Source organism: Vibrio sp. 1F253, assembly GCF_041439295.1.
Lineage (GTDB): Bacteria > Pseudomonadota > Gammaproteobacteria > Enterobacterales > Vibrionaceae > Vibrio > Vibrio tasmaniensis_A.
In genome coordinates, this window is record NZ_JBGONU010000003.1 from 165,778 (window position 1) to 183,652 (window position 17,875).

Genomic DNA, 17,875 nt, shown 5'->3' on the forward strand with positions numbered 1-17,875 from the left:
AAAGCGCCTCACATTGGAGGCGCTTTTCAATTTAATATTTTGAAGTAAGTCGGCAGAGGTTAGTCTGAATTACTCAGTACCACCAACGGTTAGCGAGTCTAGTTTCAATGTTGGTTGACCAACACCCACTGGCACACTTTGACCAGCCTTACCACACACACCCACACCACGGTCGATGCTTAGGTCGTTACCCACCATAGACACCTGCTGCATCGCTTCGATACCAGAACCGATTAACGTCGCGCCTTTCACTGGGTGAGTGATCTTGCCGTTTTCAATCATGTACGCTTCAGAAGCTGAGAATACAAACTTACCTGATGTGATATCGACCTGACCGCCGCCGAAGTTCGGGGCGTAGATACCTTTCTCAACCGTTGCAATGATCTCTTCAGGCGTGTGTTCGCCCGGTAGCATGTATGTATTCGTCATACGTGGCATTGGAAGGTGCGCGTAAGACTCACGACGACCATTACCTGTTGGGGCTACACCCATTAGACGAGCGTTTAGCTTATCTTGCATGTAACCTTTTAGGATGCCGTTTTCGATTAGCGTATTGTACTGACCATTAACACCCTCATCATCAACGTTCAATGAACCGCGTAGATCTGTTAATGTGCCGTCATCAACAATCGTACATAGGCTTGATGTAACTTGCTCGCCGATTTTGCCAGAAAATACTGAAGACTCTTTACGGTTGAAATCACCTTCTAAACCGTGGCCTACCGCTTCATGCAGTAGAACACCCGGCCAACCAGAACCAAGAACCACAGGCATTGCACCAGCAGGCGCAGCAACCGCTTCAAGGTTAACTAATGCCTGGCGAATCGCTTCATCAGCGAATTGGTAAGCAACTTGAGAACCGTTAGCATCACTTAAGAAGAAATCGTAACCAAAACGACCACCGCCACCGGCACTGCCACGTTCACGACGATCGCCTTTCTGTGCAAGTACGCTAATTGATAGACGAACCAACGGGCGAATATCACCAGCGAAAGTACCATCAGTTGCCGCAACAAGCATCTGTTCATGTACACCACTTAGGCTCACCGATACTTCAGTTACCATCGGTTCTTTAGTACGAATGTAAGCATCAAGCGCTTTAAGTAATTCTGTCTTTTGCTGTTTTTCCCAGCTTGCTAGCGGATTAACTGCATCATAGTAAGCTTGGTTAGAGTTACGCTTGAAAGCTTGTACCTTACCGTTTTGGCCTTGCTTAGCGATACCGCGAGCCGCGATTGCACTCTGTTTAAGGCCATCCAATTGGATTTGGTCAGAGTAAGCAAAACCGGTTTTTTCACCAGATACCGCTCGTACACCAAGACCACAATCGATATTGAAAGAGCCGTCTTTAATAATGCTGTCTTCTAGCACTAAAGATTCATGCCAGCTTGACTGAAAGTAGATATCAGCATAATCAATTTGGCGGGTAGCAATGCTCGCCAATGTATCTGCGATATTTTGCTCCGTCAGCCCTGTTGGGTTCAGTAGCGATTCTTCAATTTGATTGATGCTCATAAATGGCTCTTATTTGTAATTAAAATTGATTGGTAAATCGAGAATGCTGCGCGATTGGCATATTTTGCCTGATTGATTCGCAACTGGATGTGTCTATCTCAACCACCATACTTTTAGGATCTTGGTCTAGCTGTGCAACCACTCGCCCCCATGGATCAACCACCATTGAGTGTCCCCATGTTTCTCTTTGGCAAGGGTGATTTCCGCCTTGCCCTACCGCGATAATCCACGATTGCGTTTCGATCGCGCGGCATCTTAATAATGCTTCCCAGTGAGCTTGCCCTGTTACTGCGGTAAAAGCTGCCGGTACCACTATGATTTGTGCACCTTGCTTGCGTAACTCTGAATACAAGTGCGGAAAGCGCACATCATAACAAATACTCAAACCTAAGCGACCAAAAGGCGTTTCCGTTGTTACCACTCGGTCACCGGGCGTGAAAATATCCGATTCTCGATAGCACTTATGTGCATCAGCAACATCCACATCAAACATGTGTAACTTATCGTAATGGGCCACTAGACAACCAAAATCATCAATCACCAAGGTTGTGGTAGTCACGCCTTTAGCTGTGCTTATCGGCATACTGCCAATAACAATCCAAATTCGGTAAAGCTTTGCTAGCTCAGAGACTTTCTTTTGCAGTGGGCCATCATTTAGAGGCTCAGCATACTGGTGATAGTCGGCTTTACTGCCAAAGACTAACGCGTTTTCAGGGCACACAACCCACTTAGCCCCCAACTCTTTGCACTTTGCTACTTCTTGAGCAAGATAATCAAAGTTCAAGTCAGGGCGAGGGCCTGATGTCATTTGAATCAACCCAACACAATCCATGTGTATCGCTCCTCCATTCATTATGATTCAGAAATCAGCATTTCACCGTATATTAGCTGATTAGGATACTAAGGTCTTTTCGGCTAATTTAAGGTTCATTTGGCTAATTTAAGGCTTATTCGGCCAATTTTCTGAGTTTTTCTGGTAGCTGGAATTCTCCAGAACTGCGAGAAAGCTCGCTCACTGTTGGTGAATCCAACGGCCCTTTCACCGAATAATTAACTTGGGTAAAGACTTCAACAACCGGTGAAATAACCGTAGTCACCGCTAACACGTATAGCGCTGTTTGAGGCGTTACCGCAAAAGCCGTTAATACTGGAATCCCGGAGGTGATATCTGGGGTGAAGTTCACTTCAGCATCGACCTCGCGTGTATTGAGGTTGGCGATCCCTTTTATTTTCATCTCACCGGCGACCGCATCCATATTCAGATCGTTAGTCAGAAAGATACCATTTTGAATCTCGCCAGTTCCTGTGATGCTGTTGAATGCCATGCCATTATCAAATACGTCCGAGAAGTCGAGCTGCATCTTACGGATAATCGAATCTAGGCTAAACAGCCCCAGTAATCGAGCTGCGCCACTCACATCCGAGATAATACCTTTACCAAATTGGGTTTTAACGTTGCCATCAAGGGTATCCATTTTGATCCCCCAAGGCGAACCATCCCAAGTCAATTGACCTTCTAACTCAAAGGGCGCTTTTTGAATCCCGGAAGTAATACCGAAACGCTCCATTAACTCACTGTTGTTTTCACCTTCAACATCAAGAGTTAACGATGAGTGACTCTTATCACCTTGCAGTTCCCACCAGCCACTGATATCCGCTTTATTTCCGCCGCTTCGAACCTGAATCTTATTCCACTCAATGCGATCTTCCTGCCTAGTCATCTCAACATCAACCTTACCAACTTTATACCCTTGCAGCCAAAAGTCGTTCAGGGTCAGCGTCAAATTCGGCATCGCATCATGGAGCTTTCTATCCAACTCAGAGATCAATGGTGCTTCTTGCGCTTTGCGCTGTAGCAGTTGCTCTTGGTTGTTCTTGTCACTCCACTCAGGAACAAACAGATGCAGGCGATCCAATGAAACAGTCAAATCATAAGGAGGCAAGTAATTGACATCACCTTCTAACTCTTGACTAGAGACTTCCATTTGCCACGCTTGCTTATTTTTTCGAGCGCTAAAATCGACATCATTCCAAGAAATACCACCTAAGATCAGTTCTTTGCTCTCGAAGGTGATGCGACGTGGCGCAGGAATGGTTGGCGTGTTCATCTGGCTAAGGACAGCATCCGATGGTTGCACTGGCTCCATGACTACTGACAGCCAGTCATCGGCATTGAACTTATCGGTACGAATCAAGGCATGGTGCCCTACCACGGGGCTAATTTTATAGCCACCACGACCAAGGACTAAATTGGTCGCCGTTAATTCAGGAACATCGCCGGAAATATCAATCTCAGCTTGGTATTTAGTGCTCGGCAATTGCAGACGCGCGGTAATCGATTCTTGATTGCCCGAGGCTTGTAGCCTTGCCGAGCCACTTTCTAATGACTTTTTAGCTAATGGGTATGGGTAATCACTCGCTAAGTATTTGAGGTCTGACTGTAAGTCGAGTTGGTAAGTAAAACCAATATCATTAAGTTGAATATCGATCTGGCTTTGCCATTGTGCATGACCCGACAAACGGCTTAACCACTGCTCTCCGACATACGGCTTTAGAGGATTGACGTCCCAATCACCTAACACATCAAGATCCACTGCATAGCCAGGTCCATCATTAAGACCTTTAAAGTCAACCGAGATACCTTGATTAAGCAAATCAGCTGCAAGACCACTTGCTGTCACGACATCATTATCAAATTCAATACGACCAGTGGTGTTCTCTAGCACCATTGGTGGAGCTTCAATCTCAACATGATTACCACTCAGATCTGCATATCCCCACGCTCTAGGTTCTTGTTCAGAATCAAACGGAATATTAAGCTGGAACTCAGAAGAGACATCACCACTCACTTTAAGCGCAGTTAACGCAGCACCCACAGAATCTACGAGTGGCGAAGCAGTCATGTAATTTCGAACTGCATTACCAGACGCCGTTGCTTTAGCTTCAATTTCGATATGACCGCCTTCCCCTAAATAAGGAATACGACCAGTGATTCGATCTGCCGCCACATCCATCAATTGAGCGGAGCGAGAGTCTAAATACATCGCATCATTTTCAAATAACAGGTCAAGTTGAAGGTCGGTTATCAATGGCCACGCGGTATCGAAGCTGAACTTAGCGTCTTCTAAGCCAACCCAAACTTGGAAAATACCATCATGATTGGTGTACGGGTATTGGGCTAATTCACCATGCCAAAGTAATTTAACGGTGTCGGCCTTACCCGCTTGAATCGCTGTTGAAAGGTAATCGGTTAAGTCTTGGCCAAGTGCCAATGTCGGCAAATAGCGCCATGTCTCACCGACGTTGTAAGCGTCCGCTTCACCATAGAAAGAAAGATAAGGGCTAGCGTTATTTGGAAAGTCCAAGCGAAATGCGCCTAGTACTTGTAAATCTGGCGTGGCTGCAGTGATTTTGTCCGACCACAGTTTCCAGCCGTTTTCATCTTGCTGCCAAACAATATCAACCTGACCTTGTTTGATATTCAGAGGCGCTTGGAAAACATCACCATAAGGAAACACATCATCAATAACATATAAGCTGGCTTTCGCTTCCGAAGCCGAGCCAAACACATGCCCTGATACTTGGCTAAAGCCAGGGACTAACTCCCATTGTTCGATCGCCAAATCGGAAAAGTTCGCAGAGTAACGCAAGCTTTCAATTCCAGAGCCCATCGCAACGCGAATGTCTGAAACGATACCGCCCGGAGCCAATGCATTGATCATTTGGGTAGATTGCGAAGAATCTGGCATCAACTTGATCAACGGGGTAATGGTTTCAACATCAAGTTCAGAAACATTAAGTTCCCACGGGCCTTTATTCCACTTGAAAGCGACATCAAGCTCAGGCCAAGGCCTGTCATCCGTTCTTAGATTTAGTGAGTGACCATTTACCTGCCATCCACCATCAATTGGTGATAATTTAAAAACACCCGACTCAAGCATCAAGTCATGTTGACCACCTTCATTCCAAGTCAGTTCTGAAGGTAATACCTCAACATAAGCGCTAACTGGCTTGCTATTTCGTAGCGTTAGCCAGCTATTCAAGCTCACCGTGCCCGTCTCAATGCCGGATTCTGCCTGCATATAACGAGTTAACCAAGGCATTACTGAGATACTATCCGCGCTGACATAAAACTCGCCCGTCATATCAGTTAAAGAACCACCATCAACAAAGTTAGCACTTACTGACAAAGAGTTGAGGTTAGCGTCTTTAATACTTACTACACCCTCCGTAAGGTGATGTTTACCTGAGTTTTGCCATTTTAAAGTTTCGAGATCAAGCTGACGTTCTTCACCAGAGATAGTTCGATATAGAAGAGAGGAATCTTTAGCGGTCACATCCACCAAAGTTTTTAAAAGTAAATTGTCCAGCTCCTGCATCACTCGCTTGGAAGAGCCGGGGTCTTTAGGTACATCTTTACCGTTTTGCCCGGCAAATAGATCAATTGAGCGGATGTCGAGGTACATTTGATTCATGACCAAATCGGCCACGACAGGACGCATCTGCACGACCGATTGAATCAAGTCAAACTCAACTTCAACACGCTCAACAGAGAAAGCTACATCTTCTGCGTTGGGAAGGCTAGCCTTAACACCTTGCAGAGCAATAGAGGGATGAGTGTTACGCCAAAAACCACCCACATCTTGAATAGAAAACTCAAAACCGGAATGTTGGTTTACCCAAAGCTCAATTTCAGATTGATACTTATTTAAATTGGGTAAGGCTACACGCAGTGTAGTGACAGCAATGGCTAGTGTTACTAAGAGAGTAACCACTAACCATAAACATGTACGAAGAATCAGAGTAACGCTTGAACTCACAAAATATCCATTACATCATAACAACATCAAACTGCTCTTGTATGTACAGAGGCTCAGCCTGGATTTTAACTTGCTTACCAATAAACACTTCAAGCTCAGCAAGCGCGTGAGATTCCTCGCCTTCTAACGCCTCGGCAACGGCAGCCGCCGCATAAACAACAAACTTATCGGCGTCATACGCGCGATTCACTCGTGTGATCTCTCGAAGAATTTCATAACAAACGGTTTCAACTGTCTTCACGCTACCGCGACCTTCACAAGCAGGGCAGCTAGAACACAGAATATGCTCAATACTTTCACGAGTACGTTTACGAGTCATCTCAACCAAACCAAGCTGTGTGAAGCCATTAATGTTGGTTTTCACACGGTCTTTGTCTAATGCAGCTTCTAAAGAAGTTAGTACTCGCTTACGGTGTTCTTCAGACAGCATATCAATAAAATCGATAATGATGATGCCGCCTAAGTTACGAAGGCGAAGTTGACGAGCAATAGCTTGTGTCGCTTCGACGTTAGTATTGAAAATCGTCTCTTCTAGATTACGACGACCAACAAAGGCACCAGTATTGATGTCGACGGTTGTCATCGCTTCTGTTTGGTCGATAATCAGATACCCACCAGACTTCAATTCGACTTTGCGATCCAATGAACGTTGAATTTCGTTCTCGGTATCGTACATATCAAAGATAGGCTTATCACCTTCATACAACTCAAGCTTGTCTGTTAGCTCAGGCACGTATTCAGAAGTAAACTCTTTTAGATTTTCATATTCTAGACGAGAGTCGACCTGAATCTTGCTCAGCTCAGTACCGACAAAATCACGTAAGATACGTTGGCTTAAGCACAACTCACCATACAAGCGAGTACGAGCTTTGTGCTTACCACGACGTTCTAACACCTTTAGCCATAATCGCTTCAAGAATGCGGCATCTTGCGCCAACTCATTTGAATCTGCGCCTTCTGCTGCCGTGCGGATGATAAAGCCACCGTGCTCGTCACAGTAACGAGACACGACTTTTTTTAGGCGGTTGCGTTCTGACTCACTATCAATTCTCTGAGAAACACCAACGTGGCTTGCGCCCGGCATGAATACCAGATAACGAGATGGCAAAGTAATGTCTGTGGTTAGACGGGCACCTTTGGTACCAAGAGGATCTTTGACCACTTGAACGACAATATCTTGCCCTTGGCGAACAAGCTCTGAAATATCACGAACCTGAAATTGCTTCTTTTCATTCTCAGCAACACATTCAGTGTGGGGGACAATATCAGAGGCGTGCAAAAAAGCTGCTTTATCAAGGCCAATATCCACAAATGCCGCCTGCATTCCAGGCAAAACACGGCTTACACGTCCTTTGTAGATATTTCCTACGATCCCGCGTCGAGCATCTCGTTCGACATGGATCTCTTGAAGAGCTCCCCCTTCAATCATGGCCACACGAGTCTCACTCGGGGTCACGTTCAGCAACAATTCAGCACTCATGGTGCACCTCAGATTAGTAATTATAAGAATTCTTGCAGTAGCTGGTCCGTTTCAAATAAAGGTAAGCCGACAACGGCGTAATAACTACCTTCGATTCGGGTAACAAAGCGTCCGCCCAAACCTTGGATCCCATAGCTACCAGCTTTATCGCATGGCTCCCCTGTTTGCCAGTATTGTTCTATTTCTTTTTCACTGAGGGGTTTAAACCATACGTCGGTAATAATGATTTCTGTCTTTTGTTTTTCTTCCGATACAACAGAAACTGCCGTCATCACTTGGTGACGATCATTCGCTAACTGAGTAAGCATACGCTTAGAGTCAGCAAGGTCTATTGGCTTCTCGAGCACTTGCCCTTGGCTTACGACGACTGTGTCAGAGCCCAGAACCACTGTTTCAGAATCAAGAGAACTAGCAACTACAGTATCAGAACCAGAAGCAACATGCTGTTTTTCAGAAGGGTTACCTTTCAATAAAGACAACGCAGCTAAGGCTTTATCTAAAGATAGTCGCTTAACGTACTCTTCGGCGGTTTCTTGAGCGTGTTTACACTCTTCGACATCAGTTACAAGGACAGAAAACTCATAACCGAGTTGAGATAACAATTCTTTGCGGCGTGGAGAGCCGGATGCCAAAACTAAATGTTTCTTTTCCATCGTCACTCTACCTTACATGCCAATGGCGACGTACACGTCTCATTAATAAAAACATCCAAGGCCAAAGTATACAGTTTATCAATGCGCTCCATAGCGATAACGGATTGAAAACGACATCTTGGATCAAATATTCACCAAAGAATATCAGCACTTCAAACAACACTGTTAAGGCTGCAATGATTATCGCTTGCTGCCATAGCGCCATATTTCGAATCACGAGGAAGTTCATTGCAATAATGTACATTACTATTGCCATCATCATGCCTCTAATACCGAGAGTCGAACCGATCAAAAGGTCCCACAATAAGCCCAGTACTAGAGCACTACCAACGTTAACTCTGTAAGGTAACGCTAAAACCCAATAGCAGGTAACCAGTAATAACCAAGATGGCCTGAATAGGTCTAAACTACCCGGCCAAGGGATCGTTTGTAGAATAAGTGCTATCAAAAATGAGCAGCCAATTACGACTTTGCTTCTTAAAACGCTATTGGCCATTTTCACCTTCTAACAATGCTTGTTCGATACTGGATTGTTCTGCTTGCATCTGTTTATTTTCATCAGGCCACACAAGCAACAAGTATCTGAGCTTATCAAACTCAACTACAGGTTCTGCTTTAATAACGGCGAACTCACGCTTCGGATCATAATCAACGGCAGTCACATAAGCGACTGGGTAACCCTCTGGATATACACCACCAAGTCCAGATGTCACCAGCAGATCTTCTTCTTGGATATCTGTACTGGTTGGAATGTGCTCTAACTGGATCTCATCAATCATGCCATTACCAGAAGCAATAACACGTATATCGTTACGAATAACCTGAACAGGAATTGCGTTATTTGCATCAGTCAGTAGCAAAACACGACTATTATGAGCAGCAACAAAAGTGACTTGACCAACAATGCCTTTTTCATTGATCACAGGCTGACCTTCGTACACTCCATCAATCTGACCTTTGTCGATCACGACTTGATGTCGGTATGGTGAAGTATCCACCGCCATAACCTCTGTGACGACCTTCTTCTCATCACGAATAAACGGAGAGCCTAATAGCTTGCGAAGGCGCTTGTTTTCTTCTTGATATTGCTCAAGCAGAATCAACTCGCTCTTCAGTCGCAAGACTTCTCGTTTAATATTATGGTTGGATTCAATGAGCCCTTTACGAGTACTAAAACGGTCGTATACGCCATCAAACATGGTGCGAGGCAAATTAGCGGCATACTGAATTGGCGCAACCATGCTGTTTAATAGATAGCGGACATTTGAGAATGCATCTAAACGACTATCAGCCAGCATAAGGCTGGCTGATAATGTTACAGCAAAAAACAGGCGCAATTGTAGAGAGGGACCTCTACCAAAAATTGGCTTCATTCTATATTTGGTCCTAGAGCGACATTTGATCCTATAGACAAGGTGTTAGGCTCTTTACATAAAACTAGATAAGAAAAGAGCCTAACACTAGATACTATTCTTCGCTGAAAAGATCACCGCCGTGCATGTCGATCATCTCTAGAGCTTTACCACCGCCTAGAGCAACACACGTTAATGGCTCTTCCGCCACAACAACAGGGATACCCGTTTCTTCAGTTAGCAGGCGATCAAGGTCTTTAAGCAGTGCACCACCACCTGTCAGTACCATACCGTTTTCTGAGATATCAGAAGCAAGCTCTGGTGGACACTGTTCAAGTGCAACCATGACTGCAGATACGATGCCAGATAAAGGTTCTTGAAGCGCTTCAAGGATTTCATTTGAGTTCAGGCTAAAGCTACGAGGAACACCTTCAGCAAGGTTACGACCACGTACTTCAATCTCATCGACTTCATCGCCTGGGTAAGCAGAACCGATTTCGTGTTTGATCTTTTCGGCTGTTGCTTCACCGATCAAGCTGCCGTAGTTACGACGAACGTAGTTGATGATAGCTTCATCAAAACGGTCACCACCGATACGTACAGAAGACGAGTAAACCACGCCGTTTAGTGAGATAACGGCAACTTCAGTCGTACCACCACCGATATCAACCACCATTGAACCTGTTGGCTCAGATACACGTAGGCCTGCACCAATCGCAGCAGCCATAGGCTCATCGATTAGGTAAACCTCACGAGCACCAGCACCCAGTGCTGATTCACGGATTGCACGGCGCTCAACTTGCGTTGAACCACAAGGAACACAAACCAATACGCGAGGGCTTGGTTTAAGAACACTGTTATCATGCACTTGCTTAATGAAGTGCTGAAGCATTTTTTCCGTTACGTAAAAGTCAGCAATTACGCCGTCTTTCATTGGACGGATTGCTGAGATATTACCAGGCGTACGGCCAAGCATTTGCTTAGCAGCGTGACCAACCGCAGCGACACTCTTTGCAGAACCCGCACGATCTTGGCGGATAGCTACAACTGAAGGCTCATCAAGAACAATGCCTTGGCCTTTTACATATATAAGGGTATTGGCAGTACCTAAATCAATCGATAGGTCGTTTGAAAACATGCCACGAAGCTTTTTAAACATATTCTTCGCTCATCCTGCAAGAATTAGAAGACAAAAATTGCACTAAATGTACCAATGCCTTGCTGTCACGGCAAGGCATTGAAGTATAAACATGGACTGAAACCCACAATTTCTTACAGATTCCTAACTTAACAGCCAAAAAATCATATTATTGCTGACCTATTAAGCCACTTTCACCTCGGTAGATCACACGATCGTTCCCGCGATGGATGCCAAAGGTGACTACTGTTGAGGGATCTTCTTCACCAGCAACTTCCACCCGGTTAGGATCTTGCCAGCGATAACGGAGCCAAGGAGCGGCATTTACACCGCTATTTAGCTCCAACCAAACCTGTGTTTGTTGCCTAACCTCTGGATCTATTGGCGCTTGAACAACCTGTATAGAGTTAGATATACCATTCACAACACCACCGCCCCCTAAAAGATTTACATCAGCGGCCGTAGCTCCCGTTTCAACCCAGATATCTCGGTTGTCACCTTCCGTATTTATACCGGCTAAATTCGTCGAGTTATCACCTTCATGAGTGGCAAAACTTGTTCCGGTCCAATGCTCTATGCGGAGCGGTATATTCATACCACCACCAGCAACTCCACCAACGCTATCTATTACAGCGCGACCAAATCGAATAGTAGGCTGAACCGTTAGTAATCGAGGAGTACCATTATAGTGATAGCTAATAGGATCGACGTTGTTCCCCACAGCATCAATTGAAATCGTCGAGGTTGCACTTACCGCGGTATTGAATGGTCCATCCTCATAGCCATCAACCGATGATGCTTTAGCCCAACACAACTCGCTAGCACAGTTAGTAGAAGGCGAATTCTCATGTAGCGTAAATGTGCCAATACTCTTATCCGAGGCGGAAGCCCACGACTTACTCGGAGTCCCAGAATGAAAACGACTGACAAAAACAGGGTTAGCCTCATACAAAGCAAAGTTAGCGGTAATTGTTGGATTAAAATATCCATAGTTCTTCACCGCAGTGAGTTGTAGACTCAGTGCTTCCACATCAAATGTAACGCCGTCAAAAGGCTGATTCATGTATGCATATGATTGATTTCCCGGGTAATCCCACACCGCATTGTTCACCACTTGAAAATATTTAGGATAAAAACGACCAGCGGTTGTTTTATAACCTGGCACCGTCATCCCATTCAGGTAGTCCGGTTTGTCTGCCCATAGTTTAATGCTACCTACTTCAGACCAAGCTAAGCTCTTATACGCGTAGCCATTCAACCACATATCAGCAGGGATAGGTTGCGGTGACAATTCATCACCACTGTTTTTATTACCAACGCTTAATACGCCATTATGGCCATTACTCGGGCTTTCAAGAGCATAATTGACATACACAACTTCATCATCAAAGCCAGATACTGAAAGAGCCCTACATAAATCCCCCGAAAATGAACTGTCAATGAGACCGTCATTATTACGATCAGCACTAGGCTCCCAAGCTATCGCACTAACCGCTAAGTAAGCAGTATTACCTGCGGCGATAAATGAAGCTCCTCCTGTTGAGCTACCGGAAGGGAATGGGGCATTTGGTACACCGGAGTTATCTTGGCAACTCACCAAAGCAAATGGCCTAACATACACATCAGTAGAACTCTGTAAGCCTTTCCAATTGGGTATAGATTGATTCGTGGGTTGCCAGTCAGCATCTGCCAAATGAAGTTTTATATGACCAGCCGACCAGTATTGAGAAGTCAGTTTTGCAACACCATTCTGAAAAACAATATTGTTCACTTTAGTTCCATTTAAAGGTGAACTGCCGATCTTAATGCTATACGAATTGAGAAATAGCTCATTATTCCAACCACTATTGCCTTGAGTTATCTGCTCATAGGAAGCATAAAGTGATTTAGTTCCATCATAATCCGATATTTTCTGACATGCCCTTGGGTTAGAAGCCCCTGATGCTACTGCAGTAACTTCGGTCTCAAATGTTCGGAAAGCAACCTGCCCCTTACCTCCATCAACCCTTTGTTTATCTTCAATTTTAAATCCGTAAGGCACAAACTGATACGGTCCACCGGTTGCACTGATGTTACTTTGCCCCCGAATAGAAGCAGAGATTGAAACCGGAGATAGGCCAATACTTGACAGTGACTTGGTGTAAGTAGCTGTCTGCCCTGCTACGAAATCGTGACTCAAGGATGCAGAACAGGTTCCATCTGAATTTAACCAACACGCATCCCTCGAACTATTATTTGGAATTGTCACATCAAGAGTTCCCGTATAATTATTAACAGGTTGCTTGGTTATTTTATCGACCAACTTAAAGTTTATAGGAATACCGGTACAAGCTAACCCAGAGCTAGAGCCTGGAGTAATAACCAACTCTGGCTCAGAAAAACATTGGCTTTCCCCGGTAATCTGAGATGCTCCACTCATATGAAGGTCACGAACGGTAACCGCACCGTACACATGTGATCCATTAGATAACCGAACCTCCCCCTCGCTGTAAATCAATGCTTTGATTTGTGATTGACTGGATAAATCCATTTCACAACCATATGCAGGGCACGTTTGTCCAGATGAACCTTTAGTAGGGTCATACCCAACTATTACAAGGTTATCTGCATTACCTGAATTATTAATCCTTGAATTATTCGATAAATTTAAGTATCGAGTATGAATAATCACCTTCCCTTGAATATTCAAGGAAGAGTGGGTATTGATATTCAAAGAATTAAAATAGTAGTCGCCAGCAGTCAGTGTCACGGTTGACTGACCAATTGATAAGCTCTTTTGAGATAAAGGTGTTAACGTTTTTGTTGTATTCCAGATATCACTACCTGAATTTGTTATCAGGAAATCATCCAGTTTAGATTGGACGATTTGCTTTGTGGGATCGTTAGTACACGATATCCCATCACATTTCACTGCATTCCCAAATTGAGCACTTCCAAACCCGACCTTTCTTTGGCCAGCCTCCAATAACGCATTGGTAATTTTAGATTGGTTCCACATCTCAATACTGCTACCTGACGAGTTTCTCCAACCTTGAACTGCAGAAGGAAAAGCCGAACAGTAGTTTTTCGTAAACTTAGGGAGCTTATTGACTTGAAAAGCAAAGTACCCGATCTTTTCGTCAGTATGAGACCTCCATCCTTTTGAACCACTCAGAGACAGATCTTCATCAACAACAAGTCCTACTTGATAGTCATTATCGTCACTGCCGTTATGCTTCACGCTACAAAGTCTCAACCAACCACCTTGGCCTCCTTTACGGGTGACTTTACTTGCGACAATTCCAGGTAGGGACTGATATTCGTTTTCAAGATCATGCATATCATTACAAGATTTAAGGATAGGTTTTGAGGATCCGCTGTCATCATCAAGAGAAATGCGGCCAAACTCATAATTAATTCCGTTTGACGTGCCATCATGTTCATCTGAAATTAAAAATGCTATTTTTTCTGTTTGAGAAGGCGGATTGTTTGTATTCACACGTGTTAACTCTAAAAAGAATTTAGCACTCGTTCTTCCCGCACCGTCTACGCCTGCCGTTAACCATCGGCTTGTTGAACTATTAACCTGTGTAAATACAACGGGATCATCATCCTGTATTCGGTGTGAGCTAAATTTTGAATAAGAAGCAGATTCCCATTTAGGGTTACTTTTTTTTCCATGAGCTTGATACGCTTTAGTCTCTATATATCCCGCAATTGCCTTATGTCCATCACTAAATGTTATGGTTCCGGGCTCAACAACAAGGTAGCTAATCGAAGACATTGGTTTAGAAGCCAGATTGTAACTCCAGTCTTGAGGTGCCACGTCTTGATGGAATGTCGCTTGCGTTGAATTGATGCTTTTTATAGAAAGTGTTGCAGGCGCATCACTATCAGGATTAACAGGATCAATCGTTGGCATAAGAAATACCAATGGAGTCGTTCTATAGGTTTTATTGAAGGTGATCGTGCAATCGCTAGCTTTACAGTTGGCTGAGTCCAAACGACCGAACTCAAAGCGAGCATCATCAAATTTTGTTACGGGTGGAGGAGGTAATGCTCCACAGCTACCACTACTAATACAATATTTATCGCTATCGTAAAATTGTGTTCCTTTTAAGTTCAATCTCAAATATGGGTAAAATTTATCAACACCTGTTTTTTGAGACAAATTGATCGCAAAAGGAGAACCTTTTACTACTCCATCAACAGAGTAGGTAATTATGCCTTTAATATGCCTAGCATTATAATTTGAAGTTCGTGTAAATTTAACTTGGAAAGTTCTTTGTTTTCTTTCTGATACATAGTCTCTTTCATAAACATTAGAGCTATAACCTTGATAAACAGTATCATCGGTCCAAATTGGGAAATAGTAAGCTCCTTCCAAACGAGCACGATTTTTTCCATCAGAATCAATTTGAAAAGTGAAACAAAAACCATTTCGAGCATCTACCCATGCCCCTTTCGTTAAACACTGATTCGCCAATGCCTTGGTTTGAAAAAGTACACTGCAAAGAATAAAAAGTACGACACTAATTCTACTAAATAGGCGCATTCCTGTTACTCCCTCACCCACACATCTTGACTACGTTGCATTAAATTCACACCCGTTCCGCACATTGCGACCGCTCTTACCGTGTATAACTGAGAACTATCGACAAGTTGACCACCTGTTGGTGAGCACGTTATTTGAACATCTGCACATGTAATTGTCGTTGCGAAGTTCATTGCTGTTCCATTCAAGTTTGTACACTCTGCAGCCACATCAAATGAAACCGTTGTGTTGGCTCTAGGTGGATATATCTGCATTAAGGCTAGCTCTATTGCCGAATGAGCTAAAAGATGGGCTTGAGTACCAATCACATCTTTTGTATGTGCGTCATTATTGGACCACTCTATGCGGCTTAAGGTTGTAGCAAGAAACCCCATCACCACCAATACAAAAATAACGACAATATACAGGCTTCCGACTTGTCTTTTTTTAAGGAACATTGATCACCTGTATGTCTTGCTGGAAATTGGTCAGTTCATCCCCGACTTGGTTTCTAAATTCAAACTCAAGATGGACGATACCATTACGCTGAACATTTGCGGGTTGATAGTCTAAATCCCCAGTCACTCCCGTATCCGAAATTGGGATTAGCGCGCCATTACCTTCACTTCTCCATACTCGGCCATTCACAATGCAATAGGTGACGCGGCCATTAGGATTGTAAATATAATGTCGATTTGAAACCGAATTACCCACAAGGTTTACAGACTCATTAGCAAGCAAGAAAGTATTATTGGTTGCAGTTACAGTAGCTAAGGGGAAAATATTATTGGTCGGCGCCGCCTCTGTAGGGTTTATCACTAAAGATAATGGGGTTAGCGCAGCTGTCGTCAGTGTATTATCAGCCGTAACAAATTGAATATCATCGCCCGACACCGCATAAATCCCAGAGGTAACGATAGGGAAAAATGAAACACAGCGAGCTCCCGGGACGACAGCATTCTGATTGAACATATTCGGTACAGCATGACGCACTTCACGAGTGATTTTTTCCAAGACAAACTTTGCTTGAGTTTGTAAACGCTGCCTATCTACGGTGTCCGTATAACCACGCGCACCCAATTCAACAAACCCAGCAATGCCTACAACTAAAATGCTACCAACAATCATGGTGATAATCATTTCAATAAGAGTGAAACCTTGCCTTCTCATTAGTAATTACCTCGATAGGCATCCAGCACGATAGGAGGATAATTTGAGGCCGAGATCGTGAGGTTGATTCTTTTTAGTTGATCGACAATTTGGTACGTCACATCAACATCTAGTCGGTAGTTGTTGTAGGTTGTGGCCCTGTTTGCCTCCATGCCTATAAGTTCATTTAGATCTTTACAATTATTCGTGGCATCAGGCTCCCAACAACCGATATAGTCATCGACATCATTATAATCTTCAACATTTCCCCCATCGTCTCCAAGCCTTTGATTCAATGGATTGTTTACATCACCAGAGCAGAATTCCTGACGAGAACCTACAGTCCCTTCACCGCACCTAAGCTCCCCGCCATCAAAGTCGCTATTCTCATCGAACCCTCGAGCAAGAATCATAGACATCACACTCTGCCCTAACGCGGCTGAACGGGTTTGATAATGAGGATCACCAGATCGGCTAATCTGAGGCGCTAAAAAGTTTATGATGGTCATCATCGCGAGCCCCATAACCACAATCACAATCACACTTTCAATTAATGTGAAACCACGTTCTTTTGCAGGCGATTTATGGATGGTGTTCATGAGCACACCCCATTTTCAACATAACCTTGCGAGTTAATTTCCACACGGCAGGTGTTCACATTTGAAGTAATCGTAATCACCACACCAGCTGCAACGTTAACGACAACGCCTGCAGGTGTTTCACCTGTTGTAGGGTTGCCTAATAAATCAAAGTTAACTAGAGATAGGGGACTGGCAGGTGCGGTATTCGATGCCGCCGTTAAGGTGACCCCGTCGAGCATAACCCAATCACTACGCGCTTGGTTTTGCGCGGTACAGCTCACTTCGGAACCGATACAATTGCCAACGATAGCGAGAATAAAATTGCTCTCTCCAACGACGGCCCCAAGGTCCACATTGGACTGCATACGATTCACTTGAACTTGGCGGACAACAGAAGTTACTTGCTCTTGAGCTGCAAAGGCAGAAAAGCTATCCCTTCCAGAAAGACGGCTAGCAGCGTAGGCAGAGACAATCGCGATCAACAAGATCACAATGATTAACTCGACTAAAGTAAAACCTTGTTGCTGAAATCCGATGTTTCTGTATGTTCTATTGAATTGATTCACCGAAATCCAATCCGCTAAATATTTGATAGTTTGAAGATTAAGTGTAACTCAGGGAAAGGAAGTTGTCTTTGTCGCTTACCTGAATTTCAGATAGAAAAAAGACCAGCA

Annotated in this window: 13 protein-coding genes; all 13 read right to left on the minus strand. The window is 44.1% G+C overall.

Annotated features, from left to right (window positions below; genetic code table 11):
• Positions 1-69: 69 nt before the first annotated feature.
• The 13 genes from tldD to ACED28_RS02960 all read right to left on the minus strand — a co-directional run bounded on the left by tldD (position 70) and on the right by ACED28_RS02960 (position 17,767).
• Positions 70-1,515, minus strand: coding sequence for a metalloprotease TldD (gene tldD, locus ACED28_RS02900; RefSeq protein ID WP_371709237.1), 1,446 nt, complete (start codon positions 1,513-1,515; stop codon positions 70-72).
• A gap of 19 nt (positions 1,516-1,534) precedes the next feature.
• Entirely contained in the window at positions 1,535-2,347 is an 813-nt protein-coding gene (locus ACED28_RS02905; RefSeq protein ID WP_017098898.1) for a carbon-nitrogen hydrolase family protein, read from the minus strand.
• Between the two features lie 115 nt (positions 2,348-2,462).
• The gene (locus ACED28_RS02910) at positions 2,463-6,335 is read right to left on the minus strand and encodes a YhdP family protein (protein ID WP_371709238.1); all 3,873 of its coding nucleotides are present in this window, start codon (positions 6,333-6,335) and stop codon (positions 2,463-2,465) included.
• 10 nt (positions 6,336-6,345) lie between these two features.
• A complete protein-coding gene (rng, locus tag ACED28_RS02915; RefSeq protein ID WP_009847846.1) occupies positions 6,346-7,815 on the minus strand; it encodes a ribonuclease G in 1,470 nt (489 codons plus the stop codon).
• 20 nt (positions 7,816-7,835) lie between these two features.
• Positions 7,836-8,468, minus strand: coding sequence for a nucleoside triphosphate pyrophosphatase (locus ACED28_RS02920; protein ID WP_017098896.1), 633 nt, complete (start codon positions 8,466-8,468; stop codon positions 7,836-7,838).
• 7 nt (positions 8,469-8,475) lie between these two features.
• Positions 8,476-8,964 carry a rod shape-determining protein MreD gene (mreD, locus tag ACED28_RS02925; protein ID WP_009847848.1) on the minus strand — a complete coding sequence of 163 codons (489 nt, stop codon included), beginning with the start codon at positions 8,962-8,964 and terminating at the stop codon, positions 8,476-8,478.
• Complete coding sequence (gene mreC / locus ACED28_RS02930; protein ID WP_012603147.1) at positions 8,954-9,841, minus strand: rod shape-determining protein MreC; 888 nt, start codon at positions 9,839-9,841, stop codon at positions 8,954-8,956. Before mreC ends, mreD begins: the two co-directional genes overlap by 11 nt.
• Before the next feature lie 94 nt (positions 9,842-9,935).
• The gene (locus ACED28_RS02935) at positions 9,936-10,979 is read right to left on the minus strand and encodes a rod shape-determining protein (protein ID WP_009847850.1); all 1,044 of its coding nucleotides are present in this window, start codon (positions 10,977-10,979) and stop codon (positions 9,936-9,938) included.
• Positions 10,980-11,127: 148 nt separating this feature from the next.
• On the minus strand, positions 11,128-15,492 hold the full coding sequence (locus ACED28_RS02940) for a DUF6701 domain-containing protein (protein ID WP_371709239.1): 4,365 nt from the start codon (positions 15,490-15,492) through the stop codon (positions 11,128-11,130).
• A 5-nt stretch (positions 15,493-15,497) separates the two neighbouring features.
• Positions 15,498-15,929 (minus strand): MSHA biogenesis protein MshP, encoded by a 432-nt coding sequence (locus ACED28_RS02945; RefSeq protein ID WP_371709240.1) that lies wholly within the window; start codon positions 15,927-15,929, stop codon positions 15,498-15,500.
• The gene (locus tag ACED28_RS02950) at positions 15,919-16,641 is read right to left on the minus strand and encodes a PilW family protein (RefSeq protein ID WP_371709241.1); all 723 of its coding nucleotides are present in this window, start codon (positions 16,639-16,641) and stop codon (positions 15,919-15,921) included. Before ACED28_RS02950 ends, ACED28_RS02945 begins: the two co-directional genes overlap by 11 nt.
• Positions 16,641-17,225: a prepilin-type N-terminal cleavage/methylation domain-containing protein gene (locus ACED28_RS02955; protein WP_371709242.1), complete on the minus strand. Its 585-nt coding sequence runs from the start codon at positions 17,223-17,225 to the stop codon at positions 16,641-16,643. Before ACED28_RS02955 ends, ACED28_RS02950 begins: the two co-directional genes overlap by 1 nt.
• Positions 17,216-17,767 carry a prepilin-type N-terminal cleavage/methylation domain-containing protein gene (locus ACED28_RS02960; RefSeq protein ID WP_371709243.1) on the minus strand — a complete coding sequence of 184 codons (552 nt, stop codon included), beginning with the start codon at positions 17,765-17,767 and terminating at the stop codon, positions 17,216-17,218. The genes ACED28_RS02955 and ACED28_RS02960 overlap by 10 nt, the downstream gene beginning before the upstream one ends.
• Positions 17,768-17,875 lie beyond the last annotated feature (108 nt).

Excerpts from the sequence above, each read along its gene's own strand:
- ACED28_RS02950 (WP_371709241.1), bottom strand. The coding sequence starts at position 16,641 with ATGAGAAGGCAAGGTTTCACTCTTATTGAAATGATTATCACCATGATT.
- ACED28_RS02920 (WP_017098896.1), bottom strand. The coding sequence starts at position 8,468 with ATGGAAAAGAAACATTTAGTTTTGGCATCCGGCTCTCCACGCCGCAAA.
- ACED28_RS02905 (WP_017098898.1), bottom strand. The coding sequence starts at position 2,347 with ATGGATTGTGTTGGGTTGATTCAAATGACATCAGGCCCTCGCCCTGAC.
- mreD (WP_009847848.1), bottom strand. The coding sequence starts at position 8,964 with ATGGCCAATAGCGTTTTAAGAAGCAAAGTCGTAATTGGCTGCTCATTT.
- ACED28_RS02940 (WP_371709239.1), bottom strand. The coding sequence starts at position 15,492 with ATGCGCCTATTTAGTAGAATTAGTGTCGTACTTTTTATTCTTTGCAGT.
- ACED28_RS02945 (WP_371709240.1), bottom strand. The coding sequence starts at position 15,929 with ATGTTCCTTAAAAAAAGACAAGTCGGAAGCCTGTATATTGTCGTTATT.
- rng (WP_009847846.1), bottom strand. The coding sequence starts at position 7,815 with ATGAGTGCTGAATTGTTGCTGAACGTGACCCCGAGTGAGACTCGTGTG.
- ACED28_RS02935 (WP_009847850.1), bottom strand. The coding sequence starts at position 10,979 with ATGTTTAAAAAGCTTCGTGGCATGTTTTCAAACGACCTATCGATTGAT.
- tldD (WP_371709237.1), bottom strand. The coding sequence starts at position 1,515 with ATGAGCATCAATCAAATTGAAGAATCGCTACTGAACCCAACAGGGCTG.
- mreC (WP_012603147.1), bottom strand. The coding sequence starts at position 9,841 with ATGAAGCCAATTTTTGGTAGAGGTCCCTCTCTACAATTGCGCCTGTTT.